The following is a 25749-nucleotide window of genomic DNA, read 5'->3' on the forward strand; positions in this document are numbered from 1 at the left end:
CCGCCCGCCGCAACGGGCGGCGGGCGCGGAGTTGGCATAAGGCGCGGGGCCGCGGTGCGCGGAAGCGGTCGCAGGCGTCATCCGGCCACTCAGGCGATCTTGAAGCGCGACACCGAGTTGCGCAGCTCCTCGCTCAGCAGCGTCAGCTGGCGCACCGACTGCGCGGTCTGGCGCGTGCCGGTGGTGGTCTGCTCGGTGACCTGCAGGATGCGCTCGATATGGCGCGCCACGGTGGTGGCCAGGTCGGCCTCGTGCGAGGTGGACTGCGAGATCTGCTCGATCAGCTCGGCGAGCTGGCGCGACACGCGCCCGATCTCGACCAGCGCGGCACCGGCGTGGTCCGACAGGCGCGCGCCTTCGACCACGCCCTGGGTGCTGCGCTCCATCGCGTGCACCGCGTCCTGGGTATCGGTCTGGATGGTGCGGATCAGCGCGCCGATCTGCTTGGTGGCCTCGCCGGAGCGTTCGGCCAGCCGCTGCACTTCTTCCGCCACCACCGAGAAGCCGCGCCCGGCCTCGCCCGCCGACGCCGCCTGGATGGCGGCGTTCAGCGCCAGCACGTTGGTCTGCTCGGTAATGTCCGAGATCAGCTCGACGATTTCGCCGATCTCCTGCGACGACTCGCCCAGCCGCTTGATCCGCTTGGAGGTTTCCTGGATCTGCTCGCGGATGTCGTTCATGCCGGCAATGGCGTTCTGCACCGCCTGCTGGCCCTGTTCCGCGGCCGACAGCGAGGCGCGCGCCACGTTGGCGGATTCGGCCGCGCCGCGCGACACCTGCGTGATGCGGTCGGCCATTTCCACCACCGACTCGCCGGTCTGGCGGATCTGGCGCGACTGCTCTTCGGTGGTCGACACCAGCTGGGTCGAGGTGGCCTGCACCTGCCCCGAGGCCTGCGTCACCTCGCCCGCGGTCTGCTGCACCCGGCCAACCAGCTCGCGCAGTTCTTCCACGGTGTAGTTGACCGAGTCGGCGATGGCGCCGGTGATGTCCTCGGTGACGGTGGCCTGGCGCGTCAGGTCGCCGTCGGCGATGTCCTGCAGCTCGTTCATCAGCTGCAGAATCGCCTTCTGGGTGTTGTCGTTGTTGCGCTTTTCGTCGAGCCGGCGGGCCTCGGCCTCGCGCTCGCGCGCCTCGGCTTCGAGCGCGCGCATGCGCGAATCGCGCAGGTAGAGCGCGGCCAGCCCGACCAGGCACAGCAGCGTCAGCGCCGCCGACACCACGGTCGCGCCCAGCGTCAACGGGCGGCTCCGCGCCGACTCCGCATACGCGCGCTGAAGCGCCGACAGTTCGGCGCGCAGCGCCTCGTTGTCGTTGAAGATCTGCTGCTGCGCGCGCTTGGCGGCGATCAGCCCGGGCAGGTTCTGCAGGATGGTCTGGGTGGTCTTCTGCACGGCTTCGAAGCGCTGCGACAGCTGCTGCAGGTAGCCGCGCGTCTCCTCGTCGGTGGCGGCGGACAGCCGCAGCGCCTCGCTGCCGTTGAGCAGCCCGTCCAGGGTCTCGCGGAAGGTGTTGGTGTCCTTGCCCAGCAGGAACGCGGTCTCGGGGTTGACGCCTTCGCCGGCCAGGAACTCGTTCAGGTTCTTGCCCAGGCGCTGGGTCAGCATCACCAGCTGCGCCGAGGCCGCCACCTCGCGCGCATTGGCGCCGGACTGCAGCTTGATCGCCGCCACCTGTTCGGCGGATTCGAGCAGCTCGGGGTTGGAGGCGTTGAAGATCTGCAGGGTCTGGCCGATGGTGGTCAGCACCGGCTGCTGCGCCAGCACGTCGGCGGCGCTTTTCTCGGAACGCTGCCAGGACTGCAGCGCGGCCTGCAGCAGCGGCTCGGCCGCGCCGGTGGTGGCGCGCACGCGCTTTTCGTCGCTGCCCTGCTGCAGCGCCTTCAGGTCGCCCGAGAGCGCGTCCCTGGACTGGCGCAGCTGGGTAAAGGCCTGCGCATTGCCCAGCAGCGCGACCGGCACCGCCTTGCCCAGGCGCTGCGAGTGCATCAGCATGTCGCCGGCCACTTCGATCTGCGCGGCGGCATTGTTGGCGATGCGGTTATCCAGGTACACCGAGCCCAGCAGCGCCACCAGCGACACCACCACGCCCACGGTCAGCAGCCGCTGCTGCGAGGCGAACGGCATGCGGCCGAGCCAGCGGCCGAGGTGCTCCAGCGGGGTTGCGCCCAGCCCCGCGGCGGCGGGCGGCACGGGCGCCGGCTCCGGGCGCCCGGCATGGGCCATGCCGGGCCCGTCCGCAACGTCCGGACCGTCCGGACCGTCCGGACCGTCCGGACCGTCCGGACCACCGGCGAGGCCGGCGGCAGCGTCGGCTGCCGGCGTGCGCCGGCCCAGGCTGAAGTTCTTGAAACCCATGGCACCCTCTTCCGTTTTTTCGTTGTCATCCCCGGCGGCTTGCGCCGGGTGCGGCAGGCGCTGGCCTGCGCGCCGTCATTGTTTGTGCCTGGCGTGCCCGGCCCGCGCGCGTCAGGCGGTGGCCCGGCCCGCCTGCAGGAAGGCGGGCGCGTCCAGCAGCGCGCGCACGTCCAGCACCTGCCACGCGCGCCCCTCGCGGTCGGCATAGCGCTGCCCTTCCCACGCCGGTGCCGGATCGGGGCCGGAGGCGGCAGCGTCGCCATGCGGCAAACCCAGGTCGGCGGCATGGCGCAGCCCGGCCACGCGCGTGGCCAGGATCGCGCAGGCGCGCTCGGCGTCGCGCGACAGCACCACGATCTTGCTGCCCGGCTGCAGCGGCGTTGGCGCGCCGCCGCAGAACAGGCTGAAGTCGATGACCCCCAGCAGGCTGCCGCGCGCGTTGACCAGGCCGCTGTACCAGGGCTGCGTCAGCGGCACCGGGCTGGGCTGGCGCATATCCAGCACCTCGCCGGCATCGGCCAGCGGCAGCAGCCAGTGGCGCGCGCCCACCTGCAGCGCCAGGTAGCTGTCGGCGGCCGGCAGGCTGCGCGCCTCGCGCAGGCGCCGGGCCAGCATGGCCTGGTAGTCCTGCAGGCGGGTGTGGCGGGCGCGGAGGTCTTGGCGTGGCGCGTTCATGGCGGTCCCCGGAACTGGTGGCAGTGGTATGCCGTGCGGCCGGCGCGGCCGGCTCAGTGCGCCAGCGCGGCGATCTTGCCCAGCAGCTCTTCGCCGTCGACGGGCTTGACGATGTAGTCCGACGCACCCTGGCGCATGCCCCAGATGCGATCGGTGTCCAGGCCCTTGCTGGTGCACATGATCACGGGGATGTCCTTGAAGCGGTCGTCGCGCTTGATCGCGCGGGTGGCCTGGTAGCCGTTCTGGCCGGGCATCACCACGTCCATCAGGATCAGGTCGAAGGCTTCGGCCTGCAGGCGGGCGAAGGCCTGTTCGCTGTTGCTGGCAACCGCGACCTTGAAGCCGCGCTTGCCGAGCAGGTCAGACATGAACAGGGCTTCGGTCGGGGAGTCGTCGACGATCAGGATCTTGTGAATGGCGGTCATGAGGTTTTCCTTCGATTCGTACACGGCGCGCCTGCGGTTCAGGCGGGCAACGCCTCGCCCGCGGGCTGGCATGGCAGGCAGGTCTGCACGGCCTGCAGCAGCGCGTCGCGGGTAAATGGCTTGGCCAGGTGGTCATGCGCGCCGACCAGGCGGCCGCGCGAGCGGTCGAACACGCCGTCGCGCGACGACAGCATGATCACGGGGATGGCGTGGAAACGCGGACTCTTCTTGATCAGCGAACAGGTCTGGTAGCCGTCGAGCCGGGGCATCAGGATGTCGCAGAAGACCAGGTCGGGATGCAGCTCGCCCACCTTGGCCAGCGCCTCGAAGCCGTCCTCGGCCAGCATCACCTGGTACCCGGCCTGCGCCAGGAAGATCTCCGCGGTACGGCGGATGGTGCTGGAATCGTCGATGACCAGCACCTTGCGGCGCGGCGGCGCAGCGATCGCGGACGTGAAATCCGGCTTGATGTCCGGCGCGGTACCCGGAACCGGAACGCCAGGCGCCAGACCCTGGGCGCCGGCGGTATTGACCCGCTGGTTTTCTTCTAGATGAGCGACCCGCATGTTGTTCCCGCGACCGGCAGCTCCTGGCGGAGCGCCGGCAAGCACCAGAGAACACCCGTGCGGAGCAGCGCGACCCATGCGCGCCCCGACGGACCCCCGAAATTCTTCTTATTTCCCTTCCAAGGCCGGGCTGAGCCCGGCAGCGGCGATGCGTGATGCCCGCATCTGCCTGCCGTGCTCCCCGCCGCGGGCGGAGGGACGGCCAGTCATTTTTGCAACAGAGTGTGACAAGACGGCGGGGGGCCGTCAATCCGGTGCGGCCAGCCCCCGGCGGCGTTCTGTCGCATCGGCGCGACGGGCGCGCCTGCCGTGTCGTTGTTCTTCTATTAGTGGCCGCTCAGATCATGGCCGCTCAGATCGCGACCATCTCGAAATCTTCCTTGCGCGCGCCGCATTCCGGGCAGGTCCAGTTGATCGGCACGTCTTCCCAGCGGGTGCCGGGGGCGATGCCGTCTTCCGGCGCGCCTGCGGCTTCGTCATAGATCCAGCCGCAGATCAGGCACATCCAAGTCTTGTATTCCATAACAGGCTCTGGCCACTCTCCATTAAAATCCAGCGCAGATGGTACCGAAACCGTGCCGCCGGCGCCAGCCGCGCGAGGGCCGGAATCGGGCCAGTTCCGCCGTGTTCGCCCCCGTTAGCGCCTCGTTAGCGCAGGATTGACGGGCAATTGCAGCGAACTTCCGCTGTTTTTGCCGCATGTCAATGCCAGCCCCGGAGGCCCGCCGAGCACGATTCCTGCAGTCCTGTCCTCACCTCAACGCCATGTCCCGTAATCAGCAGCTTTTCGACCGCGCCCAGCAGACCATTCCCGGAGGCGTCAATTCGCCCGTGCGCGCCTTTCGTTCGGTGGGTGGCACGCCGCGCTTCATCACGCGCGCCGAAGGGCCGTACATGTGGGACGCGGACGGCCAGCGCTATATCGACTACATCGGTTCGTGGGGTCCGATGATCGTCGGCCACGCCCATCCGGAGGTGGTGCGCGCGGTCCAGGAAACCGCCGCGCACAGCTTCTCGTTCGGCGCCCCGACCGAGGCCGAGATCACCATGGCCGAGGAAATCTGCAAGCTGGTGCCGTCGATCGAGCAGGTGCGCCTGGTCTCTTCCGGCACCGAAGCCACCATGAGCGCGCTGCGCCTGGCGCGCGGCTTCACCGGCCGCGACCTGATCATCAAGTTCGAAGGCTGCTACCACGGCCATGCCGACAGCCTGCTGGTCAAGGCCGGTTCGGGCCTGCTGACCTTTGCCGACACTACCCGCAACGCGCCGTCGTCGGCCGGCGTGCCGGCCGACGTGACACGCCACACCATGGTGCTGGAGTACAACAACGTCGAGCAGCTCGAACAGGCCTTCGCCAAACATGCGGGCGAGATCGCCGCGGTGATCGTCGAGCCGGTGGCCGGCAACATGAACCTGGTGCGCGCCAGCGCTGCCTTCCTGCAGGCCATGCGCGAACTGTGCAGCCGCGACGGCGCGGTGCTGATCTTCGACGAAGTCATGACCGGCTTCCGCGTGGCGCTGGGCGGCGCGCAGGCGCACTACGGCATCCGCCCCGACATGACCTGCCTGGGCAAGGTCATCGGCGGCGGCATGCCGGCGGCGGCCTTCGGCGGGCGGCGCGACATCATGGCCAGCCTGGCGCCGCTGGGCGGCGTATACCAGGCCGGCACGCTGTCGGGCAACCCGCTGGCGGTGGCGGCAGGCCTGACCACGCTCAAGCTGATCCAGGCGCCCGGCTTCTATGACCGCCTGGCCGCGCAGACGCGAAAGCTGGCCGACGGCCTGGCCGACGCCGCCCGGGCCGCGGGCGTGCCGTTCGCCGCGGATGCGGTCGGCGGCATGTTCGGGCTGTATTTCCGCGACGGCGTGCCCGGCAGCTTCGCCGAAGTCACGCAGAGCGACACCGCGCGCTTCAATCGCTTCTTCCACGCCATGCTGGACCACGGCGTCTACCTGGCGCCGTCGGCGTTCGAAGCCGGCTTTGTCTCCGCGCAGCACGACGACGCCATCCTGGACGCCACCTTCGACGCCGCGCGCAAGGCTTTCGCGGCAGCCTGAGGTTCGCGGGCCGGCGGCGCCAGGTGGCGCCGCCGGCCCGCGCGTGACGACAAGGGCGGTGCGCTACACTTGGAGTTCGTCCAATCGCCGGAGCCTCCGATGCGCGCATCCTCGTCCCCTTCGCTATCCACCCGCTCGCCGCTGTCCGTGTTGCGCTGGCTGGTGCTGGCGGTCCTGGCCAGCCTGCTGTCGGCCTGCGGCTACAACGACTTCCAGGCCAAGGACGAGGCGGTCAAGGCGGCCTGGGGCGAAGTCATCAACCAGTACCAGCGCCGCGCCGACCTGATCCCCAACCTGGTCAACACCGTCAAGGGCTACGCCTCGCACGAGCGCGAGACGCTGGAAGCCGTGACCAGGGCGCGCGCCGCCGCCACCAGCATCCAGGTCTCGCCCGAGACCCTGAACGACCCGGAAGCCTTCAAGCGCTTCCAGCAGGCGCAGGGCGAACTGTCCGGCGCGCTGTCGCGCCTGCTGGCGGTGTCCGAGAATTATCCGCAGCTCAAGGCCGATGCCTCGTTCCGCGACCTGCAATCGCAGCTCGAAGGCACCGAGAACCGCATCACCGTGGCACGCCAGCGCTATATCGCCGCCGTGCAGCAGTACAACGTGCTGGCGCGCAGCTTCCCGACCAACCTGACGGCGATGATCTTCAAGTACCCGGTCAAGCCTTCGTTCACCGTGGAAAACGAGAAGGCCATCTCCACGCCGCCCGCGGTCAAGTTCTGACGGGATGGCAGCGATGCGCCACCCAAGGCGATGCCTGGCCGGCCACGGCTGGCTGGCCGCCGCCCTGCTGTGGCTGGCGGCCCTGCTGGGCGGCCCGGCGCTGGCGGCCGACGGCTTCGTCGCGGTGCCGCCGCTGACCCAGCGCGTCACCGACCTGACCAACACGCTGACGCCGCAGCAGCGCGGTGCGCTGGAGAACGTGCTGGCGGAATACGAGCAGCAGCGCGGCAGCCAGATCTTCGTGCTGATGGTGCCGACCACCGATCCGGAGCCGATCGACGCCTACAGCATCCGCGTCGCCGATGCCTGGCGCGCCGGGCGCCAGGGCATCGACGACGGCGTGATCGTGCTGATCGCCAAGGACAACCCGCCCGGCCTGCGCAAGATGCGGCTGGAGGTGGGCCGGGGCGTGCAGGGCTCGCTGACCGACGCCATGTCCAAGCGCATCCTGCAGGACGTGATGGCGCCCCACTTCCGCCAGAACGACTTCTACGGCGGGCTGGCGGCGGGCATCTCGGCAATCCAGGCCACCATCGACAAGGAAGGCCTGGCCGCGCCGCAGCGCAAGGCGCAGCAGGCGTCCTCGGCGCTGGCCGAATGGCTGCCGGCGCTGCTGCCGCTGGCGATCATCGTGTTCTTTTTCCTGAGCGCCATCCTGCGCCGGCGCGGGCCGCAGATCGTCACCACCCGGCGCGGCCGCGACGTCATCGCCGGCGGCCTCGGCGGCCTGGGCGGCTATACCATGGGGCAGGACTGGGGCCGGCGCAGCGGCGGCTGGGGCGGTGGCTTTGGCGGCGGCGGTGACAGCGGCGGAGGCTTTGGTGGTGGTGGCGGCGGCGGCTTCGACGGCGGCGGCGCGTCCGGCAACTGGTGACAGCACGAGGAACGACGACCATGCCGCATCTCAAACGCGCCCTGCACCATATCGCCACCACGTCCGGCACCGCGCGCAAGCACTTTCCGCCGCAAGCGCAGCAGCAGCTGCACCACGCCGTGCATGCCGGCGAATCCCGCCACCGCGGCGAGATCCGCGTGGTGATCGAGGCCAGCCTGCCGGTCGGCGACGCCTGGGCCGGCGTCACGCCGCGCGAGCGCGCGCGCTTCCTGTTCGGCGCGCTCGAAGTCTGGAACACCGCGGACAAGACCGGCGTGCTGCTCTACATCAACCTGGCCGACCACGCCGTCGAACTGCTGGCCGACCGCGGCATCGACGCCAGCGTGGGGCCCGCCACCTGGCGCGAACTGTGCGATGAACTGGCGCAGGGACTCAGGCAGGACCTGTCGGTGCGGCCGGTGCTGGTCACGGTGGCGCGCATCCATGAATTGCTGGCCACGCACTTTCCGTCGGACGGCGGGCACAATCCGAACGAGCTGGACGATCGTCCGGTGTTTTTGTAGCGCGCCTGCCCCGGCCGGCTCAGCGGGCGGCAGCCGCCTCGCGGCGCGCGCGGCGCCCGCCCAGCGCGTACCACACCGCCGCCAGCGCCTGCAGCGCCACCAGCCCCGACCATGCCGCCAGGTGCGCCGCCTTCGGGTAATGGCCGCCGGTGGCGGGCCACAGATCCAGCACGAAGCCCACCCCGACCTGGCAGGCAAAGGTCGACAGGAACACGGTCAACGTCAGCGCCGTGGTGGCGCGGCCGATCAGTGCATCGGGAAAGCTGCGCGCCAGCACCGCATAGGTCAGGATGCCGCTCGAGCCGAACCCGCCATAGGCGGCCCACAGCAGCGCCGCCGGCAGCGGCACCTGCGCCATCAGCAGCAGCTGGATCACGATAAAGCCGGTCATGCCGGCGCCGGCAAAGGCATAGAGGCTCACCCCCAGGCGCTCCAGGTGACGCGCGGCCCAGCCTGAGCCGACGCAGCCGGCCATCATGGCAAAGCCGATCACCGACACCAGCCGCGCGCTGGTGCCAGCGTCGTAGCCGGACACATCGCGCAGAAAGGCACCTACCCACAGCGTCTGCACCGCCAGAAACACGCCCTGGTTTAGCAGCGTCAGCGGCACCACGCGCCAGAAGCGCTCGCTGCCCAGGATCTGGAGCGTGCCACGCAGCTGCTCGCGCAGGCTTTCCTTGCCGGCGCGCGGCTGGTCGGGCGCGCCGAACCACAGCAGCGCCGCCATCGCCAGCGACACGCCGGCCAGGCCGATGCTGACGGTGCGCCAGTCGGTCAGCGACAGCAGCCACGTCAGCGGCGTGCCGACCAGCACCGCGCCCAGCCCGCCGATGGCCATCACCACGCCATTGAGCAAAGGCATGCGCGACAGCGGGAACCACATCGACAGCGCCTGGATGGCGGCGCCCAGGCACACCGACACGCCCACGCCGATCAACAGCCGGCCAGCGGCCAGCCCGGCCATGCCAGGCGCGAGCGCGAACACCAGCGAGCCGGCCACGGCCACCAGCAGCATCGCCGCCTCGTTGCGGCGCGGGCCGTAGCGGTCCAGCAGGATACCCGCCGGCAACTGGGCGCAGGCAAAGCCAAGGAAATAGAAACTCGTGAGCAGGCCCAGGTCGCCGGCATTGAGGCCGAGCTCGCGCGTCAGGTGCGGCGCGAAGCCCAGGTTGACGCCGCGGAACACATAGGACACCAGGAAGCCCAGCGAAAACACCGCGAGCACGCGCCAGCGCGCACGCGCCGCCGCACCGGCGGCCGGTTGCGGACGCGAGGGCTGCGAGGGCACGGAAGACAGGTTGGAAGTCGAAGTCGTCATGATGGCATGCATTGTCTTCCCCATCCCGGTGCAAAGCCAACGAAAGATACCCGCGGCAATTGTGAGTAAAATTTGACGGCCATGGCCAAAGCTCCCGCCAGACCCGCCCAACGTCCCGCCCAGAACCCCGTGCACCTGCCGCCGCTGCAAGCGCTGCGTGCACTGGAGGCTGCCGCGCGCCACCGCAGCTTCTCGCGCGCGGCCGAGGAACTGGCCCTGACCCACAGCGCCATCAGCCACCATGTCCGCGCGCTGGAAACCAACCTTGGCACCAAGCTGTTCCAGCGCAGCGGCAGCCAGATGGTGCCCACCAGCGTGGGTGCGCGGCTGGCCGAACAGGTGCGCGGCGCGCTCGATGACATCGAAAGCGCCCTGCGCGAGGCCGGCAACAGCGCCGCACCGCCGGTGATCCGGCTGCAGGTCAGCGTCATGGCCGACCTGGCCAATGCCTGGCTGATCCGCCGCCTGCCCAGCCTGCACGCCCAGGTGCCGTCGCTGGACCTGCACTTGCGGCTGCATGCCGAGATCACGCCGCCAGACCCGTACAGCGTCGATGTCGGCATCTGGCACCAGCGCATCGACCTGCCCGGCTTCGAGTGCCACAACCTGATCGAAGACCACGTGATCGCGGTGGCCAGCCCGGCGCTGCTGGCGCGCTACCCCGGCTTTACGCTGGCCGACGTGCCGCGCCTGCCGATGCTGCGCTTTGCCCTGCGCCCCTGGCGCGACTGGCTCGAGGCCGCCGGCCTGCCCGGCGACGAACCGGAGCGCGGCCCGATCTTCCAGGACGCCGGCCTGATGCTGCAGTCCGCCGTGGCCGGCCTGGGCGTGGCGACCGCACGCGCGCAGCTGGCGCACGACTACCTGGCCAGCGGCGAGCTGGTGCAGATCGGCCCCACCCGGATCCCGTCGAGCCTGCATTACTGGGTGACCTGGCGCGAAGGCAACCCACGCGAAAAGGCCATCCAGCAGTTCCATGCGTGGCTGCAGGAGCAGGTGCGGCTGGAAGGCGCGCAGGCCACAGCGGGCGCCGCCGGCCATGCCGGGCAGTTTCATCCGTGAAATCATTTGGCGCCGTTAAGTTGGCAATACGAATCATTTTCGTCTAGGCCCGCGAAATCAAAGGCTTGGCGCGAGCCTGTACCCTTCCCTTCGCATTCATTCCACGGCGCCGCCACCTGGTCGCCACGGCGTCCGAGTTTCACGGATGCAACCATTCCGAAGCGCGTGCCAGCGGCACTGAAAAATCTGCGCGCACCATCCAAACAGATGAGAAGCGGCTGAGACGCCCGAACGCAATTCGTGCGAAGGCTTGTCAACGCGCCGCTCGCCTCCATCCCGCCGCCGCTGCCGGCATGGGTGCGGCACCAAAAGGCTGAGGCCGCAGGCGGCGCGCAATGTCGGCGGAAGATGTATGCAGTTCCAATCCTTGTAACGGAAATGAAACTGTTTCGACAGGCGACGACGTGCAGTATCGGAGCCCTCCATGGCGAGCGTTTCAAATTTTGGCTTCCCTCCTTTAGATGGGCGCGCCAGCTCAAAAAAGCCTGGTCATGCACCTGGCGCGCGGCTGCAGTGCCCGATGCGAACCATTTCGCACCGCTATTTTTTTGCGATGCAGCAAAAACTTGCCGCGCGACGTAACAAGAGCGGAACGTTTTGGCTCTGGCGTCTCCGGCAAGGCAGCCGTCCAAATCACGCTTTTCTTTTGTTTTCAAAGACTTATCCCGCTCTGGCATATTCGTCGCAGATATGTCTGCGCGAACAGAAGCCCGGCACAGAGGGGAAGTCTGAAACGAGAGCGGCAAACACACTGGCACGCGTTCGCCGAAGAGGATCAGTTTCAGGACGACCCCCGCAACCCAGGGCGGGAATTGGACTGGCGCTGTAAGCGGGGGCCACGCGGCAGGAACTGGCCCGCATCGGCACCCGCCATGACATGGGCGTCGACAAGAAAAAGCGGAGGTCATTCAGGCGCACGGGCCGCGAGCGCAAGCAAGCGGTCCGTGCCACCTGAATCCCGCGGCACGCCGGCTTGCCGGTGCGCCCGGATAAGAACGGGGTTAACAACAGAAATTGGGGAGCGCGCCGCGCCGCATCGCCACGATGCACCGGCGCAAGCCTTAGAGCCAACGGAGCGAGCGGCCGGCCCTGCCGGCCGCCAGTTCCGCAAAGAACAAGAATCCGGGGAAATCTCATGAGCGCGTACGCCAACCGCCCGCTGCTGTACCTGTCGCAGCACCATGACGCCACGCTGTGCCGGCTGTTCGCCCAGCGCGGCTGGAAAATCAGCTTTGCGTCCAGCCTGCAGGACCTGCAGGGCCTGCCTCCCGGCAGCCAGCCGCTGGCCGCGCTGCTGGACCTGCAAGGCGGCTTCGGCGATGCCGAACTGGAAGCCTTCGAGCCCTGGCTGGCGCAACGGCATATCGGCTGGATCGGCATCGTCGCTGGCCAGCACGCACTGAGCGAAACCGCGCGCCGGCTGCTCGGCCTGTATTTCGTCGACTACCACACCGCCCCGCTCGAGCACCCGCGCCTGGCCGAGGCGCTGGGCCATGCGATCGGCATGGCCAGCCTGCGGCCCGGCGTGCGGCATGACAGCCCGCGCACGGCGCGCCCCGACGGCATGATCGGCAGCTGCCCGGCGATGCAGTCGCTGTTCCGCGGCATCGAGAAGGTGTCGCGCTGGGACACGCCGGTGCTGATCTCGGGCGAGTCCGGCACCGGCAAGGAACTCGCCGCGCAGGCCATCCACCGCGCCTCGGCGCGGGCCTCGCGCCCCTTCATCGCGGTCAACTGCGCGGCGATCCCGCCCACGCTGCTGATGTCGGAACTGTTCGGCTATGAGCGCGGCGCCTTTACCGGCGCCACCAAGCGCAAACCCGGCCGCATCGAGATGGCGCAGGGCGGCACGCTGTTCCTCGATGAAATCGGCGACATGCCGATCGAAAGCCAGACCAGCCTGCTGCGCTTCCTGGAGACCGGGCGCATCGAGCGCCTCGGCGGCACCGAATCGATCGAGGTCGATGTGCGCATCATCTCCGCCACCCACGTCGACCTGGAAGCCGCGATCGCGGCCGAACGCTTCCGCGGCGACCTGTACCACCGGCTATGCGTGCTGCGCGTGCGCCAGCCCCCGTTGCGCGAGCGCGGCAGCGACATCCTGCTGATCGCCGAACATGTGCTGGACACCGTGCGCAAGCAGTCGCCGGCGCGCATCCGCGGCTTCTCGCCGCTGGCGCTGCGCGCGATCCAGCTGCACAACTGGCCCGGCAATGTGCGCGAGCTGATCAACCGGATCCGTCACGCCGCGGCGATGTGCGAGGACGGCGTGATCCAGCCCGACGACCTGGAACTGGCCACGCCCGCCGACGACCGCCCGCTGACGCTGGCCGCGATCCGCGAGGCCGCCGAGCAGGGCGCCATCGTCGAGGCGCTGCAGCGGCACCATGAACGGCTGATCGACGTGGCGGCGGAGCTCGGGATCTCGCGGGTAACGCTGTTCCGGCTGATGCGCGACTACAAGCTGCAGGTGAAGAAGGGCGACCTGGGGTTGATCTGCGTGCAGGGCTAGCCCCGCGACGCTGCCACTGAAGGATCGCCCCATGTCCCCTGACGCCTACCTCGAGATGGCCGACACCGAAGCCAGCCACTGGTGGTTCCGTGGCCGCCGCGAGATCGTCGCCGCCATTCTTTGCGGCCTGGCCTTGCCGCGCCACGCGGCTATCCTCGAGATCGGCGCGGGCACCGGCGGCAACCTGGCGATGCTGTCGCAATTCGGCAGGGTCAGCGCGGTGGAAATGGACGACACCGCGCTGCGCCTGGCGCGCGCAAAGACCGGTGATGCCTACGACCTGCGTCATGGCAGGTGTCCCGACCAGATGCCGTTCGTCGAGCGCAGCTTCGACCTGGTCTGCCTGCTCGATTGCCTCGAGCACATCGCCGACGATGCCGGCTCGCTCGACTGCGCGGCCAGGCTGCTGAAGGCTGGCGGCGCGGTCTTCGTCACCGTGCCCGCCTACCAGTGGCTATGGAGCGCGCACGACGTCTTCCTGCATCACCAGCGTCGCTACAGCAAGTGCTCGCTGCATGCGCTGGCGAGCCGCTGCGGCCTGCACGTGGAACGGATGTCGTACTTCAACACGATGCTGTTCCCGCTGGCCGTTGCCGCTCGCATGGGCGACCGCCTGCGTGGCAGCCGCCACGCGACCGGCGCACGCCTGCCGGCCGCCCCGGTCAACCACGTGCTGCACCGTGTGTTCCGCGCGGAGCGCCACTGGCTCGCGCGCGGCTCGCTGCCGTTCGGCATTTCGCTGATGGCCGTGCTGCGCGCATCGTGAACCCCGGCGGCATCGCGCCCGGGCTGCGCCGCTTCACGCGGTTCGCGGTTTCCGGCGCCACTTCGACCGGCGTGCATGTCGCCATCACCGCCACGCTGGTGAGCATGTTCGATGCCACGCCGGTCGCCGCCAACGGCGTCGCCTTCGTTTCCGCCACGCTGTGCTCGTACTTGCTCAATACCCTGTGGAGCTTCTCGTCGCGCCTGCACCACCACACCCTGCGGCGTTTTGCCGGCGTCTCGCTGCTGGGGCTGGCGCTGACGGTGGCTATTGCATGGATCGCGCAGTGGCTCGGGGCCAGCTACTGGGCAGGGCTTGCTGGCGTGGTGCTGACCGTGCCGGTGTTCACCTACCTGCTGCACCGGACCTGGACGTACCGCGACTGATCCGCCGCGGGGCCTCCGCGGCGGCGAACTTCAGCGGCCATTGCTGACGTGGCCGCGATCGATGCGGATCACGCGCCGTCCCGACGCCACGCTCCGATCCTGCCCCGTCTCCTGGTAGCGGCGCCGCACCAGGTAGATCGGCCGGCCCTTGGCCTCGTCGTAGATGCGGCCGACATATTCGCCCACCACGCCCAGGCCGATCAGCTGGATGCCGCCGAGAAACAGCAGCACCGACAGCAGCGACGCATAGCCCGGCACATCGATGCCCAGCACCAGCGTGCGCGCCACGATGAAGGCACCGTAGCCGAACGCGCCCAGCGCGATCGCCACGCCGATGTAAGTCCAGCTGCGCAGCGGCATGGTGCTGAAGCTGGTGATGCCCTCGAGCGCGAAGTTCCACAGGCGCCAGCCGGAGAACTTGGAATGCCCGGCGCTGCGGGGCTCGCGCTCGTACGGCACGATCACAGTGCGGTAGCCGACCCAGGCGAACAGGCCTTTCATGAAGCGATGGCGCTCCGGCAATTGCTTGAGGGCGTTGACTACGGTGCGGTCCATCAGGCGGAAATCGCCGACGTTCTCGGGAATCTTGAGGTCCGACAGGCAATTGTGCACGCGATAGTAGGCCGCCGCCGTGATCCGCTTCAGGAATGAGTCAGTGGTCCGGCTCACGCGCTGTGCCAGCACCACCTCGGCGCCTTGCCGCCAGCACTGGACCAGCGTGGGGATAAGCTCGGGCGGATCCTGCAGATCAGCGTCGATCGGAATCACTGCATCCCCCGACGCTTCATCGATACCCGCGGTCAGCGCCGCTTCCTTGCCGAAGTTGCGGGTGAGATCGATCACGCGGATGCGTGCGTCGCCCTGCGCGTGCACCAGCAGCATGGCAAGCGTATCGTCGGTGCTGCCGTCATTGACGCAGACGATCTCGAACTGCGTCGCTGGAATCGATTCGAGGATTGGCAGCACGCGTGCAAAGAAGGCGGACAGCGCGGCTTCCTCATTGTGGAACGGCACCACCAGCGACAGCAGCCGGGATTCAAAGTTGGCCATGATCCATTCCTCCATGGCGCGCAACGGAGCACGCCTCGCCCTTAGGCATCCCGCGCCGCGTTGCCGCTCCGCTCCTGCCGGATCCGGCAGACACCAAGACCAAGCGCCAGCACCAAGCCCAGGGCCATCGGCTGGAAGCCGAGCCGCTCGCCCATTGTCATGCCGCATAGCGGCAACAGCCACAGCGCCACCAACAACTCGCGCTCCCCACGCAGCCAGCCGTTCCGGTGGCCATGCATGCCCAGCCAGGCAATAGCCAGGCCGAGAAGTGCCAGGTCGTAGTCCCAAAGATAAGCTGGCACCAGCAGCACTGCGCAGCACAGCACCGCCGCGCGCAGCGCGAAACTGCATGGCCGTGCCCAGGCATAGATCACCGCAGCCAGCGCCGCCGTGGCAACCGTGCCGTGCAGCGCATAGGCCAACATCCCGCCGCCATGAAGCATTTGGACCGCCGCGAACACAGTCGGCATGCGTGCGATCAACGCGGCACCACTCTGCACCTGAACGGCGGCGCGGCTGGCATTGCCGATGAACGCGACAAAGGGCTCGGCGCCAAACGCCAGCAGCGCAAGCAAGGCGAGTCCGAGCGCAGTGGCTGTCATTGCCCCCAGCGCACGCCAGCTGCGCGCGCACAGCAGCGCCACCGGAAACATCAGAGCGAGATGCGGCTTGACCGTGAGCAGGCCAAGAAGGAAGCCGGCTAGCAGCGGGCGCGAGCGCAGGCAGGCCAAGCCCAGCGCCGCACAACCGGCGAGCCAAAGCGCATTCTGGCCGGCGGCCAGCACTACGGCGATCCCCGGGAACGCCAGCCCGGCAAGCCAGGCCCCGCGCGGCAGCATGCGGCACAGCGCCCATCCGTACCAGGCCGCGCCGCCCGCGAGAAACAGGAACGTGGACAATCCGTATGGCAGCAGCCCGAAGGGCATCACGAAGATCAGGAAGGTCGGCGGATACAGCCACGGCAGCGGCTCATACCCCAGCGCCATCTCCGGCACGGCGGCGAACTCGACCCTGCCCAGCAGGGCGTTGTCATAGGGAGCAGCGGCGCCACTGGCCAGCGCGAGCTTGGCCGCACTCCAGAACACCACGAAGTCGCCGCCAGGGTCGAACACCCCCGGCACGTCGAGCACCATGGCGCGGAACGTCCAGATGCCGAAAAACAGCACATAGCAAACCAGCGCCACATACGAGTACAGGCGCAGGCGGACGTACCCGAGCCAATGTGTGCCGCTTGCGCGGGCTATGCGCGCGCGCGTGACCGGCGGCATGGATATCGGCGTCATGGCCCCCCCGTTATTGTGTGTACGGGCGTCCGTGCACGCATTGCGCGATCGATGCCTGCGGCAATGGGGATTCCCGTCCTTGCGTAGTCTTGTAGAGCCCCGCCTTTAACGCAAGGCGCGGCAAGGGGCGGCCGGTGTCGCGAGGTGCGCGTGAATCGCGCACGGCCGGCCGACGTTTCGTTTTTGCATCACGCGTAAGCCACCGGGTCCAAGTGACGGTACACAAGGGCTTGCGGGCAGGATGCCGGCCCGACCGGCAGCATCACGGCACCGTATGCGCAAAGCGCATGTTTCTCCGCGGAAACGCCGTGCCGGCAAGCGCGCGCCTCGTCCATCTGTCGGTCGTCGGGCCTGGCCACGCCTTCGCGCAGGCCGCAAGCTCGGCCAGGCGCGGTAGCCACCGCACCGGCACTCATGCTTATGGCTGAGCCGCGCATCCGGTCCATGAAGACGTACGCCGTCGCCCCATCGCGCGACCCTCATCCAAAAGTCGCGTCATCCGAAATCGCTTGCCCCGCCACCGTTTCCAGGCGGCAACGAGGACGCCCCGAAACCCCGCCATTTGCCGTCATGCCCGGGGCAGTCAGATCGTGCCACGACCCGCAAAGCCTTGTGCCGCAACGGCCCGGGTGAGGCTGGCCCACGCCTTGCCTTATGGCTGGCATGCGGAGAACCGCCAAGCGTTCCGCAACTGCCAGCACAGCGATTGCCGGTGGACCAGTACATAAGGGGAGCTTTGCCATGCCAGTTGACCGCCTGCCCGCCATACCGCGCCGCCACGCACACGAGCCTCTCTGTGCGCGCCGCGGCAGCAGCGTGCCGCTGCGTAGCCTGGCACGCACCGGTCACAGCCATCACGCGACACGTTGCATGCACGCCTCGGCCGAACGGCGGTTGCTGGCGCGCAGCCCGCGCGGCGCACGGGCAGGCGCCGGGCGCTGGCCGTTCCACGCCTGCGCAACGTGTGCCCCGCCGGGCGTCCGCCCGAGCAGCCGATTCATTCGACGCTGAACCGTAGTTGTGTTGCAGAGAAGTCCTGAAGCCCGCGAGGGCACCTTTCCATCAAGGAGATTGTCATGCATTCCATCACGCAAGCCCTGAAGCAGTTCGTCCGCGACGAAGACGGCGTTACCGCCATCGAGTATGGACTGATCGCCGCGCTGATCGCCGTCGTGATCATTGCGTCCGTCACGCTCGTTGGCACGCAGCTGAGCGCCATCTTTAACTACATCCAAGGGCGGCTCACGGTGCCGGCAGCGCCCGCCGGCGGCGGCGGCGCCTAAACAGCGGCGTCAGCGGAATGCGTGGACCGCAAAGCGGTCCACGCCAATAGCGGACCTGGGGATAGCCCGATTGCGGAGGCCACCGTGCAACGACCCGATGTGCTGCGCAAGGATTTTCAACACGACGAGCGCGGCGTGACTTCGATGGAGTACGCGCTGTTAGGCGCCCTGATCGCCATGGTGATCTTGAGCGCGGTCACCCTGTTGGGCACCCAGGTACGCACGCTTTATGACCTGGTGGTGTCGGTCATGCCATTGATGCCATAGGTCACGGAGATTGCCATGTCTGCCACGTCGACGCTCTCGCCCTACATCGGCCCGCTCACCATCGTGATCGTGCTGACGGCCGCAGCCATCGATCTGCAGCGCCGCCGGATCCCGAACTGGCTGACCTTCGGCGCCTGGATGCTGGCATTGCCCGTGCAAATTGCGATTCACGGAATCGGGCATGGACTGCTGACCTGGTCGCTCGGCTGGCTCACCGGCCTGGCCATCTTCCTGCCGCTGTATTGGCTGCGCGGCATGGCTGCAGGCGATGTGAAGCTCATGGCTGCCGTGGGCGCCTGGCTTGGTGCAGCCATGGCATTCGAGATCGCGCTGGCGGCATGCCTCGCAGGTGGCCTCTGGGCGTTGACTCTGGTGTTCTGGTTCCGCAGCGGCAGCCTCGTGATGCGCAACATCTGGGGCATCGTGCGCGCAAGATCCGATGTCGGATCGGTTGGCTCGTTGCCGTACGGCGTGGCAATTGCCGCTGGCACGCTGGCCATGCTGTTCGCCAGCACATGACGCAAACAACATAAGCGCGCCCGTCAACGGTTGAGCCATTGACGAACGTACACACCAGCGAACGGGGAAACGGCAATGATCGAGCATCACGAAACAACAGTCCAGGCGGCGCGGCATCTCGAGCCGGTGCCGCCAGTCCGCAACGGGAACGCCGACCGCGGCCCAGTCCCGGTGCCGCCCTGGCATGTGCTGCCCCGGAGCATCGCCGAAACCGGGCTGGACATTTCGCTGCTGCTTGGCCTGCTGCTGAAGGCAGCCTACCTGCATCGCACCGTCACGCTGGCGGTGTTGACCGACACGCTGAAGCTGCCAGCTACCGCAGTCAACGAAGTGGCCGCCGTGGCGGTGCGCGAGAGGCTGCTCGAGATCGCGCATCGCGGCAGCAGCGACCTCGACGTACGCTTCCGCCTCACCGACGCGGGCTATACCCGCGCGGCCGAAGCCACGGCGCGCTGCAGCTACACCGGAGCGGCGCCGGTCACGCTGGCCGCCTACCTGGATGCCGTGCAGCGGCATTCAGTGACCCAGGCATCGGTGACCAAGGCTGATGTCACGGCGGCGTTCCATGACCTGGTCGTCCCGCTGCAACTGCTCGACGCGATCGGCATGGCCCTCAATACCTGCCGCGCGCTGATGATCTACGGCCCGCCAGGCAGCGGCAAGACCTTTCTGGCGCAGCGCCTGGGCGTGCTGCTCCCCGGCGCGGTACCCGTGCCGCATGCGATCACGGTGGCCGGCGAAATCATCCAGGTATTCGATCCGCTGGTGCACAAGCCGTTCGACGACAACGAGGCATCGCTGGCGCACCGGTCACTGGACCGCCGCTGGGTCCTGTGCCATCGCCCGGTGGTGCTGTCCGGCGGCGAACTGACGCTGTCGATGCTCGACCTGCGCTACGACAGCACCTCCGGCTTCTACCAGGCCCCGCCACACATGAAGGCCAACAACGGCATCTATATCGTCGACGACCTGGGCCGCCAGCTGGTAGGCGTGGCCGAACTGCTCAACCGCTGGATCGTGCCGTTGGACCGCAACGTCGACATGTTCACCCTGCGCACGGGCGTGCGTTTCTCGGTGCCGTTCGACGTCTGGCCGGTGTTCTCGACCAACCTGGAACCGTCCGAGCTGGCCGACGACGCGTTCCTGCGCCGGCTCGGCAGCAAGCTCTACGTGGGTCCGCTGTCCCAGGATGACTATCGCGAGGTGTACCAGCGCACCGCCGCCGATTTTGGCCTGACCAGCAGCGATGCCGTCCTCGATTTCCTGGTGCAGGTGCTGCACTTCTCCGCGGACACCCCGCTGCTCGCGTGCATCCCGCGTGACCTGCTTCGGCTGGTGGCATCGGACGTGCGCTACCGCGGCGCCGCTCCGCACATCACTGAAGAAGCACTGCTCAACGCCTGGCAGAGCTATTACGGACTGCGACCGGCACTCGAGAACCCGCCGCCCGGCCTGGCCCATCGCTGGCCGGACGGGAACCGCGCCGCCGGCTGATACGGCAACCACCCGAAACGGACCATTGCAGGGAGAGTCATCATGAAGAACACACGTGCAATCCTGATGCTGCTGATCGCGCTGGTCGCCGGCGTAGCGGCAGTGGTATCGGCGTCGCGCTGGCTGGTGCAGCAGTCTTCGAGCGCGGTGAAGCAGGTGGTCGTCGCCACCGTCGACCTGAACCTGGGCCAGCCGCTCAACGGCAGTCAGTTGCGGCTGGTCAGCTGGCCATCGGGCAGCGTGCCGCCCGGCGCATTCGAAGACGTCAAAGCGCTGGAAGGCCGCGTGGTACGCACCAGCCTGCAGCGCGGCGAACCCGTCCTCGACGCCAAGCTCGCGCCGGTCGGCACCAAGGGCGGCCTGTCCGCCGTGATCAACGACGGCAAGCGTGCCATCACGGTGCGCGTGAACGATGTCGTCGGCGTGGCCGGCTTCGCGTTGCCTGGCAACTACGTCGACGTGATCGTCAACACCAATGAAGAAGCCAAGACCACGCAGGCCGGCAGCATCTCCAAGATCGTGCTGGAGAAGATCCTGGTGCTCGCGGTGGCGCAGCAGGTCAGCCGCGATGACACCCAGCCCAAGGTGGTCAACGCCGTGACGCTGGAAGTCACGCCGGAGCAGGCAGAAAAGCTCGACGTGGCGCGCAGCGTGGGCACGCTGTCGCTGGTGCTGCGCAACCAGATGGACGTCGCCGACATCAACACCGGCGGCGCCACCAAGGGCACGTTGCTGGGCAAGGCCCCAGAACCGGCACCGGTCAAGGTGGTGACTCAGACCGCCACCCGCACCGTGGTCAAGACCCGCACGGTGGCGGCACAGCCGGCGCGGTCCGGCAACTGCATCGGCGTGCTGGCAGGCATGCAGGGCGGCATCGAATGCTTCTGAGCGTTCGTGCCACGAACCGGCCAATTTTCGTCAAACCAGCCAAGCAACACGCTCCGGGGGGAGATCCAAAATGAACCGCAACCGAACCAACGCCACCGGCGGCACCCGCATGCTCGTGCTGGCCGCCATTCTCTGCACACCGCTCGCGGCGGCCGCGCAGGCCGCCATGGAGGCGGGCAACCTGGCCAAGACGACCACGCCGGCAGCCGCCAAGGCGCCTGCAGGTCCCATGCAGATGACGATCAGCATGACTCCTGGAGGCCCCGCGACGGTCGCGCAAAACAACGCGCCGGCTCCAGTGCCGGCTGCCGAGGCGCGAGGGCCGAACTGCACGGGAGCGATTCGCAATGAATCCAGCGTGGTAGTGCCGGTCGGCAAGTCCCAACTGATCCCGCTGCCCGAAGCCGTGCGCAACCGCACGCTGGGCAATCCGAACGTGGTACAGGCCACCATGGTGTCCCCGCAGACACTTTATGTGCTGGGCCGCAGCGTCGGCACCACCAACATGATCGTGCAGGGCCGCAGCGGCTCGTGCAGCATCATCAATGTGGTGGTGAACGCCGATGCCGGTGGCCTGCAGACCTCGCTCGGGCACTTGCTGCCAGGCGAACCGGGCATCCGCGTCACCACCGCCGCCGATAACCTGGTGCTGACGGGCAGCGTCACCAACGCGCAGGCCGCACAGCAAGCGATGGAAATTGCCCAGGCCTACGCCAACGCGGCGCACAGCGGCGACGGCAACGGCAACGGCAACAAGAAGGGCAATGTGCTGAACATGCTGTCGGTCGACACACCGCAGCAGGTGATGCTTGAAGTCAAGGTGGCGGAGGTATCCAAGACACTGCTGAACCAGCTTGGCTCGACGGTCAACCTGCAGGGCGGCTTCGGTTCCTGGAGCGGCGGACTGGTGACATCCTTGCTGACCGGCGCGTCGACCGCGATCTTCGCCAGCAAGGCCAACAACCGACCGTTCGACATCGCACTGGATGCGCAGAAGAACGACAGCCTGGTCAAGATCCTGGCCGAGCCGAACCTGGTCACGATCAGCGGCCAGGAGGCGAGCTTCCTGGCGGGCGGCAAGATCTATATTCCCGTGGCGCAGTCCAACGTGTTGAACGGGGCCGGCACCGTCACGCTGCAGGAAGAAGAGTTCGGTGTAGGCCTGAAGTTCACGCCCACCGTGCTGGCCAACGGCCGCATCCATCTGAAGGTCGCGCCGGAAGTGTCCGAACTGTCGCCCACGGGCGCCACCATCCGTGGCGGCACCCTCGCAGGCCAGACCATCCTCCCTGTGATCACCACCCGCCGCGCCTCCACGACGGTCCAAATGCGCGACGGCGAGAGCTTTGCCATCGGCGGTCTGCTGACCGACAGTGCGCGCGGCTCGCTCAAGGCGCTGCCAGGTGCCGGCGAAGTGCCCGTGCTAGGCACGCTGTTCCGCAGCACGCAGTACCAGCAAGACCTGACCGAGCTGGTGTTCATCATCACGCCGCGCCTGGTCAAGCCGATGCAAACGAACAACTACCCGCTGCCGACCGACAGCTTCTCCACGCCCAACCCGCTGTCGCTGTACTTCATGGGCAATATGGAAGGCAGCGGCAAGCAGCCGGCGCCAGCACCCACGCCGTCGCAGCCGGCAGTCCCCGCTGCCGCACCTGCCAACGCACCATCGGCACCGCGCAGCGAAGCCGCCCCGACGTCCGTGTCGATGGGCCCCGTGCCCACCGGGCGTCCGCTCAATGAGCCGGTCGCGCCAGCGACAACGCCATTGGCCGCCGTCGAGGCAGCCAGGCCTGGCAAGGCGGCGCCAGCGGCAGCGATTGCGGCCGCGCCGCCGGCCGAAGACACCGCCGCGCGCATCGCCCGCATCGAAGCCACCGCAGCACGCCTTGCGCTGGCCCGGTCGGCCGCTACTGAGAGCACCGCCGGGCGCAACGGCGCGGGCGGCAACTGAGCTGCCGCGCCCACAGGAGAACGATCATGAGCAAGAACTTCAAGCTTTCACGCGGCGCCGCCGCCCTGGTGATTGGCACCCTCGCCTGCCTGACGCTGTCCGCATGCATGACTTCCACGCCGGTATGGGACCGCCAGCGCGGCGTGGCGCTGGCTACCGTTACGCAGATGCAAATCATCAATCCCGACGCGCCGGCAGGGCTCCCCACCGTCACGGGCACCGATGGCAAGACCGCGGTGGCGGCGATGCGCAACTTTGACCGCTCGCTGTCCAGACCACAGCAAGGCGGCACGCCGTCCATGACCATCGACTTCGGCGCCGGTGGCTATGGCGGCATCGGCATGGGCGGCAGCGCGCGTTGATCACCACGAAACCGGGAGCACCATCATGACCAGACCCAGGCTTCACGGCACCACGTTGGCGACTCGCCGCGCGCGCGAGCGCGGCGCGGTGGCCATCATCATGGGCATCGTGATCGTGGTGCTGGTCGGCCTGGTCGGCCTGGCGCTCGATCTGGGCAAGCTCTACGTGGCCAAGAGCGAACTGCAGAATAGTGCCGATGCATGCGCGCTGGCGGCGGCCCGGGATCTCACCGGCGCCACGCCGCTGGTCGTGTCCGAGGCGGCCGGCATCACCGCCGGCTCGCGCAACCAGGCCCTGTTCCAGCAGGAACAGGTGCAACTGGTTGCCAGCAGCAGCGTGACCTATACCGATTCCCTCGACAACCCCTTCCTCGACAAGGACTCGGTCAGCTATCCCCTCGATACGATCAAGTACGTCCGCTGCGATGTTTCTCGCGTGGGCATCGCGCACTGGTTCGCGCAGGTCCTCAACGCCATGCCGGGCGTCGATATCGGCCCCAGTACGGTAGCGGCGTTCGCGGTGGCAACCACCACGTCCGCGCAGACCGCATGCGCGATCCCGGTGTTCGTTTGCAGGCCCGACACCGCCACCCCGCCCGTGCCTGGCGGCTACACCATCGGCCAGTGGCTGACCACCAAGTCCGGCACGGCGGACAAGGACAGCGTGGCCTACGGCGGCGGCAATTTTGGCTGGGCCGACCTGACCGGCGGCAGCAGTGCCAAGGATCTGGCCAATCAGCTCAAGGGCGCGGGCCAGTGCAACCTGCCTTCGGTCGGCACCGAGATCGGCACCACCGGTGACAAGGCGTCGCTGGCCGACGAATGGAACAGCCGCTTCGGCATCGTCAAGGCCGGCAAGACTGTGGGCGTGACCGACTTCACCGGCTTTGCCTTTACCAATGTCACCTGGACGGCCAAGTTCAACGCCTACAACGGCAGTTCCAGCGACAGCCTCGGCAATGCCCAGCCAAACTTCCTCGCCGCTCGCAGCGCTTACCGCGCCTACCAGGGCGATGCCACCACCGGCCTCGACACGCAGGGCAATCCATCGGCCAAGGCCACGCATGAGGCGGGCGCCGACCGCAGACTGGTGCTTGCGCCGATCGTCGACTGCTCCACGTTCGGCACCGGAGGCGTGCACAAGGTGCCGGTCACCGGCTGGGCTTGCCTGCTCATGGTGGAACCCATGCAGAAGGGCGGCCGCAATGACACCGTGCGGCTCGAATACCGCGGCACCTCGACCATGCCGGGGAGCCCTTGCGCCACGCAGGGCATGCCCGGGGCCGGTGGCGGCGCGGGCCCGCTGGTACCGGTTCTGGTGCAATAGGAGATGGCCATGAAACGTCTTTTGATGTTGCGCAAGCGAGTGCGCCAGCCAACATCGAAGCGCCAGCGCGGTGTAGCCGCAGTCGAATTCGGCATCCTGCTGGCGCCGATGTTGCTGATGGCGTGCGGCGTGGCTGAATTCGGGCGCGCGATCTACCAGTACGACACGCTGACCAAGGCGACCCGCACCGCGGCACGTTACCTCTCGCAGTTCTCTCCGGACGACGTCAGCTATCCGGCAGCCGCCGCCAAATGCCTGGCGGTATACGGCAACAGCACATGCAGCGGCGCGACGCTCGCGCCCGGCCTGACGACGTCCATGGTGGTGATCTGCGATCGCGTAGATGCCAGCGGATGTCCCGGCCAGTCATTCAATAACGTCAATACCTACGACAACCCTGGCGGCGCCGGCGCGCCGGCTGGCACGGTGAACCTGGTCGCGGTCCGTATTACCGGCTTTGCCTACACCCCGCTGCAGTCCTTTATCGATGTGTCCGGAATGACTTTCGGCGACATCACCACCGTCATGAGGCAAGTGCTATGAAACCGCTCGCCCTGTCCAGCCTTGGGACACGCACGCACTCGCGCCAGCGAGGTGCCACCATGGTCGAGTTCGGCCTGATCGCGGGGGTGTTCTTCACGCTGCTGGTCGGCATCGCCGAGTTCTCGCGCGTACTGTTCTACTGGAACACTGCCGCCGAGGCGACAAGGCTGGGCGCACGGATGGCGGTGGTATGCGACGCCGGCGACGCCGTCATCAAGACGCGTATGCGCGACATGCTGCCGCTGCTCCAGAACTCGAACATCAACCTGGCCTATGAACCCGCGGGCTGCGCTTCGGATGCGGCCGCCGCGCGTGCAAGCTGCCAGAGCGTGACCGTCAGCGTTACCGGCGTCACGGTGAACACCGTGATCCCGTTGGTCCCGCTTAGCCTGGGCATGCCGCCGTTCACCACCACCATGACGCGCGAGAGCCTGCGCACGGCCACCGGCGGCACGGTTTGCAGCTGATGCGCGGCTCAACCACCCCGATCCGAACCTCGACCTCATACCCGTACCGACCAGCGCACCGCG

Annotated in this window: 27 protein-coding genes; 18 read left to right on the top strand and 9 right to left on the bottom strand. The window is 68.1% G+C overall.

The genetic code is table 11. The annotated features are described in order from the left end of the window. Positions 1 to 89: 89 nt before the first annotated feature. From A3AG_RS0119860 to A3AG_RS0119880, 5 genes are all read right to left on the bottom strand, one after another. Positions 90 to 2357: a methyl-accepting chemotaxis protein gene (locus A3AG_RS0119860; RefSeq protein WP_018007110.1), complete on the bottom strand. Its 2268-nt coding sequence runs from the start codon at positions 2355 to 2357 to the stop codon at positions 90 to 92. 111 nt (positions 2358 to 2468) lie between these two features. After that, a complete protein-coding gene (locus A3AG_RS0119865) occupies positions 2469 to 3032 on the bottom strand; it encodes a chemotaxis protein CheW (RefSeq protein ID WP_018007111.1) in 564 nt (187 codons plus the stop codon). A gap of 53 nt (positions 3033 to 3085) precedes the next feature. Next, a complete protein-coding gene (locus A3AG_RS0119870) occupies positions 3086 to 3457 on the bottom strand; it encodes a response regulator (RefSeq protein WP_012352035.1) in 372 nt (123 codons plus the stop codon). Positions 3458 to 3495: 38 nt separating this feature from the next. Further along, on the bottom strand, positions 3496 to 4023 hold the full coding sequence (locus A3AG_RS0119875) for a response regulator (protein ID WP_018007112.1): 528 nt from the start codon (positions 4021 to 4023) through the stop codon (positions 3496 to 3498). Positions 4024 to 4375: 352 nt separating this feature from the next. Next, positions 4376 to 4546 (bottom strand): rubredoxin, encoded by a 171-nt coding sequence (locus A3AG_RS0119880; RefSeq protein WP_010813017.1) that lies wholly within the window; start codon positions 4544 to 4546, stop codon positions 4376 to 4378. A gap of 242 nt (positions 4547 to 4788) precedes the next feature. On the opposite strand from A3AG_RS0119880, the gene hemL reads away from it, so the two are divergent. From hemL to A3AG_RS0119900, 4 genes are all read left to right on the top strand, one after another. Further along, on the top strand, positions 4789 to 6081 hold the full coding sequence (gene hemL, locus A3AG_RS0119885) for a glutamate-1-semialdehyde 2,1-aminomutase (RefSeq protein WP_018007113.1): 1293 nt from the start codon (positions 4789 to 4791) through the stop codon (positions 6079 to 6081). A 99-nt stretch (positions 6082 to 6180) separates the two neighbouring features. Continuing rightward, positions 6181 to 6807 (top strand): LemA family protein, encoded by a 627-nt coding sequence (locus tag A3AG_RS0119890; RefSeq protein ID WP_018007114.1) that lies wholly within the window; start codon positions 6181 to 6183, stop codon positions 6805 to 6807. 13 nt (positions 6808 to 6820) lie between these two features. After that, positions 6821 to 7681, top strand: coding sequence for a TPM domain-containing protein (locus A3AG_RS0119895; RefSeq protein ID WP_018007115.1), 861 nt, complete (start codon positions 6821 to 6823; stop codon positions 7679 to 7681). Positions 7682 to 7701: 20 nt separating this feature from the next. Further along, entirely contained in the window at positions 7702 to 8205 is a 504-nt protein-coding gene (locus A3AG_RS0119900) for a TPM domain-containing protein (RefSeq protein ID WP_018007116.1), read from the top strand. A 19-nt stretch (positions 8206 to 8224) separates the two neighbouring features. On the opposite strand, the gene A3AG_RS0119905 is transcribed toward A3AG_RS0119900, so the two are convergent. Further along, positions 8225 to 9523, bottom strand: a complete 1299-nt coding sequence (locus A3AG_RS0119905) for an MFS transporter (RefSeq protein WP_051073547.1) — start codon at positions 9521 to 9523, stop codon at positions 8225 to 8227. Between the two features lie 81 nt (positions 9524 to 9604). Here A3AG_RS0119905 and A3AG_RS0119910 point away from each other — a divergent pair, with 81 nt between their 5' ends. Further along, a complete protein-coding gene (locus A3AG_RS0119910; protein ID WP_018007118.1) occupies positions 9605 to 10585 on the top strand; it encodes a LysR substrate-binding domain-containing protein in 981 nt (326 codons plus the stop codon). A gap of 2 nt (positions 10586 to 10587) precedes the next feature. Here the strand turns inward: A3AG_RS0119910 and A3AG_RS34055 are convergent, their stop codons facing one another. Beyond that, positions 10588 to 11241, bottom strand: coding sequence for a hypothetical protein (locus tag A3AG_RS34055; protein WP_147310019.1), 654 nt, complete (start codon positions 11239 to 11241; stop codon positions 10588 to 10590). Positions 11242 to 11720: 479 nt separating this feature from the next. Between A3AG_RS34055 and A3AG_RS0119915 the strand changes: the two genes are divergently transcribed. Genes A3AG_RS0119915 through A3AG_RS0119925 form a run of 3 tightly spaced genes read left to right on the top strand, consistent with a single transcriptional unit; the run spans position 11721 to position 14249 of the window. Next, the gene (locus A3AG_RS0119915; RefSeq protein WP_018007119.1) at positions 11721 to 13097 is read left to right on the top strand and encodes a sigma-54 dependent transcriptional regulator; all 1377 of its coding nucleotides are present in this window, start codon (positions 11721 to 11723) and stop codon (positions 13095 to 13097) included. 31 nt (positions 13098 to 13128) lie between these two features. Continuing rightward, positions 13129 to 13863 carry a class I SAM-dependent methyltransferase gene (locus tag A3AG_RS0119920; RefSeq protein ID WP_018007120.1) on the top strand — a complete coding sequence of 245 codons (735 nt, stop codon included), beginning with the start codon at positions 13129 to 13131 and terminating at the stop codon, positions 13861 to 13863. Next, positions 13860 to 14249: a GtrA family protein gene (locus A3AG_RS0119925; protein ID WP_018007121.1), complete on the top strand. Its 390-nt coding sequence runs from the start codon at positions 13860 to 13862 to the stop codon at positions 14247 to 14249. Before A3AG_RS0119920 ends, A3AG_RS0119925 begins: the two co-directional genes overlap by 4 nt. A 30-nt stretch (positions 14250 to 14279) precedes the next feature. Here A3AG_RS0119925 and A3AG_RS0119930 read toward each other — a convergent pair whose 3' ends face one another. Together A3AG_RS0119930 and A3AG_RS0119935 are read right to left on the bottom strand one after the other, a co-directional pair. Beyond that, positions 14280 to 15299, bottom strand: coding sequence for a glycosyltransferase family 2 protein (locus A3AG_RS0119930; RefSeq protein ID WP_026164327.1), 1020 nt, complete (start codon positions 15297 to 15299; stop codon positions 14280 to 14282). Between the two features lie 41 nt (positions 15300 to 15340). Then, positions 15341 to 16582 (bottom strand): glycosyltransferase family 87 protein, encoded by a 1242-nt coding sequence (locus A3AG_RS0119935; RefSeq protein ID WP_240619897.1) that lies wholly within the window; start codon positions 16580 to 16582, stop codon positions 15341 to 15343. 1076 nt (positions 16583 to 17658) lie between these two features. Between A3AG_RS0119935 and A3AG_RS31800 the strand changes: the two genes are divergently transcribed. From A3AG_RS31800 to A3AG_RS0119985, 10 genes are all read left to right on the top strand, one after another. Then, on the top strand, positions 17659 to 17865 hold the full coding sequence (locus A3AG_RS31800; protein ID WP_018007124.1) for a Flp family type IVb pilin: 207 nt from the start codon (positions 17659 to 17661) through the stop codon (positions 17863 to 17865). Positions 17866 to 17949: 84 nt separating this feature from the next. After that, positions 17950 to 18132 carry a Flp family type IVb pilin gene (locus tag A3AG_RS0119945; protein ID WP_035849298.1) on the top strand — a complete coding sequence of 61 codons (183 nt, stop codon included), beginning with the start codon at positions 17950 to 17952 and terminating at the stop codon, positions 18130 to 18132. Positions 18133 to 18147: 15 nt separating this feature from the next. Beyond that, entirely contained in the window at positions 18148 to 18651 is a 504-nt protein-coding gene (locus A3AG_RS0119950; protein ID WP_018007126.1) for an A24 family peptidase, read from the top strand. Positions 18652 to 18726: 75 nt separating this feature from the next. Further along, positions 18727 to 20145 (top strand): ATP-binding protein, encoded by a 1419-nt coding sequence (locus A3AG_RS0119955; RefSeq protein WP_018007127.1) that lies wholly within the window; start codon positions 18727 to 18729, stop codon positions 20143 to 20145. Positions 20146 to 20187: 42 nt separating this feature from the next. Further along, a complete protein-coding gene (cpaB, locus tag A3AG_RS0119960; protein ID WP_018007128.1) occupies positions 20188 to 21033 on the top strand; it encodes a Flp pilus assembly protein CpaB in 846 nt (281 codons plus the stop codon). A 70-nt stretch (positions 21034 to 21103) separates the two neighbouring features. Then, positions 21104 to 22987 (top strand): type II and III secretion system protein family protein, encoded by a 1884-nt coding sequence (locus A3AG_RS0119965; RefSeq protein ID WP_018007129.1) that lies wholly within the window; start codon positions 21104 to 21106, stop codon positions 22985 to 22987. Between the two features lie 26 nt (positions 22988 to 23013). Beyond that, positions 23014 to 23349 carry a hypothetical protein gene (locus A3AG_RS0119970; RefSeq protein WP_018007130.1) on the top strand — a complete coding sequence of 112 codons (336 nt, stop codon included), beginning with the start codon at positions 23014 to 23016 and terminating at the stop codon, positions 23347 to 23349. Between the two features lie 25 nt (positions 23350 to 23374). After that, complete coding sequence (locus tag A3AG_RS0119975; protein ID WP_026164328.1) at positions 23375 to 24676, top strand: pilus assembly protein TadG-related protein; 1302 nt, start codon at positions 23375 to 23377, stop codon at positions 24674 to 24676. A gap of 9 nt (positions 24677 to 24685) precedes the next feature. Further along, positions 24686 to 25219 carry a TadE/TadG family type IV pilus assembly protein gene (locus A3AG_RS0119980; protein WP_035849263.1) on the top strand — a complete coding sequence of 178 codons (534 nt, stop codon included), beginning with the start codon at positions 24686 to 24688 and terminating at the stop codon, positions 25217 to 25219. Then, on the top strand, positions 25216 to 25686 hold the full coding sequence (locus tag A3AG_RS0119985) for a TadE/TadG family type IV pilus assembly protein (RefSeq protein WP_018007133.1): 471 nt from the start codon (positions 25216 to 25218) through the stop codon (positions 25684 to 25686). The genes A3AG_RS0119980 and A3AG_RS0119985 overlap by 4 nt, the downstream gene beginning before the upstream one ends. The last annotated feature ends 63 nt before the right edge of the window (positions 25687 to 25749 follow it).

Source organism: Cupriavidus neocaledonicus (assembly GCF_000372525.1).
GTDB lineage: Bacteria > Pseudomonadota > Gammaproteobacteria > Burkholderiales > Burkholderiaceae > Cupriavidus > Cupriavidus neocaledonicus.

Excerpts from the sequence above, each read along its gene's own strand:
- A3AG_RS0119915 (WP_018007119.1), top strand. The coding sequence starts at position 11,721 with ATGAGCGCGTACGCCAACCGCCCGCTGCTGTACCTGTCGCAGCACCAT.
- A3AG_RS0119905 (WP_051073547.1), bottom strand. The coding sequence starts at position 9,523 with ATGACGACTTCGACTTCCAACCTGTCTTCCGTGCCCTCGCAGCCCTCG.
- A3AG_RS0119970 (WP_018007130.1), top strand. The coding sequence starts at position 23,014 with ATGAGCAAGAACTTCAAGCTTTCACGCGGCGCCGCCGCCCTGGTGATT.
- hemL (WP_018007113.1), top strand. The coding sequence starts at position 4,789 with ATGTCCCGTAATCAGCAGCTTTTCGACCGCGCCCAGCAGACCATTCCC.
- A3AG_RS0119875 (WP_018007112.1), bottom strand. The coding sequence starts at position 4,023 with ATGCGGGTCGCTCATCTAGAAGAAAACCAGCGGGTCAATACCGCCGGC.
- A3AG_RS0119975 (WP_026164328.1), top strand. The coding sequence starts at position 23,375 with ATGACCAGACCCAGGCTTCACGGCACCACGTTGGCGACTCGCCGCGCG.
- A3AG_RS0119870 (WP_012352035.1), bottom strand. The coding sequence starts at position 3,457 with ATGACCGCCATTCACAAGATCCTGATCGTCGACGACTCCCCGACCGAA.
- A3AG_RS0119985 (WP_018007133.1), top strand. The coding sequence starts at position 25,216 with ATGAAACCGCTCGCCCTGTCCAGCCTTGGGACACGCACGCACTCGCGC.
- A3AG_RS0119950 (WP_018007126.1), top strand. The coding sequence starts at position 18,148 with ATGTCTGCCACGTCGACGCTCTCGCCCTACATCGGCCCGCTCACCATC.
- A3AG_RS0119890 (WP_018007114.1), top strand. The coding sequence starts at position 6,181 with ATGCGCGCATCCTCGTCCCCTTCGCTATCCACCCGCTCGCCGCTGTCC.
- A3AG_RS0119865 (WP_018007111.1), bottom strand. The coding sequence starts at position 3,032 with ATGAACGCGCCACGCCAAGACCTCCGCGCCCGCCACACCCGCCTGCAG.
- cpaB (WP_018007128.1), top strand. The coding sequence starts at position 20,188 with ATGAAGAACACACGTGCAATCCTGATGCTGCTGATCGCGCTGGTCGCC.
- A3AG_RS0119910 (WP_018007118.1), top strand. The coding sequence starts at position 9,605 with ATGGCCAAAGCTCCCGCCAGACCCGCCCAACGTCCCGCCCAGAACCCC.
- A3AG_RS0119900 (WP_018007116.1), top strand. The coding sequence starts at position 7,702 with ATGCCGCATCTCAAACGCGCCCTGCACCATATCGCCACCACGTCCGGC.
- A3AG_RS0119935 (WP_240619897.1), bottom strand. The coding sequence starts at position 16,582 with ATGACGCCGATATCCATGCCGCCGGTCACGCGCGCGCGCATAGCCCGC.
- A3AG_RS31800 (WP_018007124.1), top strand. The coding sequence starts at position 17,659 with ATGCATTCCATCACGCAAGCCCTGAAGCAGTTCGTCCGCGACGAAGAC.
- A3AG_RS0119860 (WP_018007110.1), bottom strand. The coding sequence starts at position 2,357 with ATGGGTTTCAAGAACTTCAGCCTGGGCCGGCGCACGCCGGCAGCCGAC.
- A3AG_RS0119980 (WP_035849263.1), top strand. The coding sequence starts at position 24,686 with ATGAAACGTCTTTTGATGTTGCGCAAGCGAGTGCGCCAGCCAACATCG.
- A3AG_RS0119955 (WP_018007127.1), top strand. The coding sequence starts at position 18,727 with ATGATCGAGCATCACGAAACAACAGTCCAGGCGGCGCGGCATCTCGAG.
- A3AG_RS0119880 (WP_010813017.1), bottom strand. The coding sequence starts at position 4,546 with ATGGAATACAAGACTTGGATGTGCCTGATCTGCGGCTGGATCTATGAC.
- A3AG_RS0119920 (WP_018007120.1), top strand. The coding sequence starts at position 13,129 with ATGTCCCCTGACGCCTACCTCGAGATGGCCGACACCGAAGCCAGCCAC.
- A3AG_RS0119930 (WP_026164327.1), bottom strand. The coding sequence starts at position 15,299 with ATGGCCAACTTTGAATCCCGGCTGCTGTCGCTGGTGGTGCCGTTCCAC.
- A3AG_RS0119965 (WP_018007129.1), top strand. The coding sequence starts at position 21,104 with ATGAACCGCAACCGAACCAACGCCACCGGCGGCACCCGCATGCTCGTG.
- A3AG_RS0119895 (WP_018007115.1), top strand. The coding sequence starts at position 6,821 with ATGCGCCACCCAAGGCGATGCCTGGCCGGCCACGGCTGGCTGGCCGCC.